Annotated in this window: 1 rRNA gene; it reads right to left on the bottom strand. The window is 57.0% G+C overall.

Going from position 1 to position 251, the window contains the following annotated elements:
• Positions 1-140 precede the first annotated feature (140 nt).
• Positions 141-251 (bottom strand): 16S ribosomal RNA (locus HMPREF2955_RS14010); the annotation flags it as partial.

The following is a 251-nucleotide window of genomic DNA, read 5'->3' as shown; positions in this document are numbered from 1 at the left end:
GCGGAACCCAATTCCCTGATTCCCTCTGTATCGGAGTATAGACAGCGCAGCAGACAAGAGAAAGCAAAACCAAAAGAACCAAGGCGAGCACAACCACACCCATCCCCCAAAGAGGATGGCAATCGTGCACGTCCCTCCAGAAAGGAGGTGTTCCAGCCGCACCTTCCGGTACGGCTACCTTGTTACGACTTAGCCCCAATCACCGGTTTCACCCTAGGCCGACCCTCGCGGTCACGGACTTCAGGCGCTCC

Source organism: Prevotella sp. HMSC073D09 (assembly GCF_001814145.1).
Lineage (GTDB): Bacteria > Bacteroidota > Bacteroidia > Bacteroidales > Bacteroidaceae > Prevotella > Prevotella conceptionensis.
The sequence above is the reverse complement of the archived record's forward strand: the minus strand, read 5'-3'. Positions and strand labels throughout refer to the sequence as shown.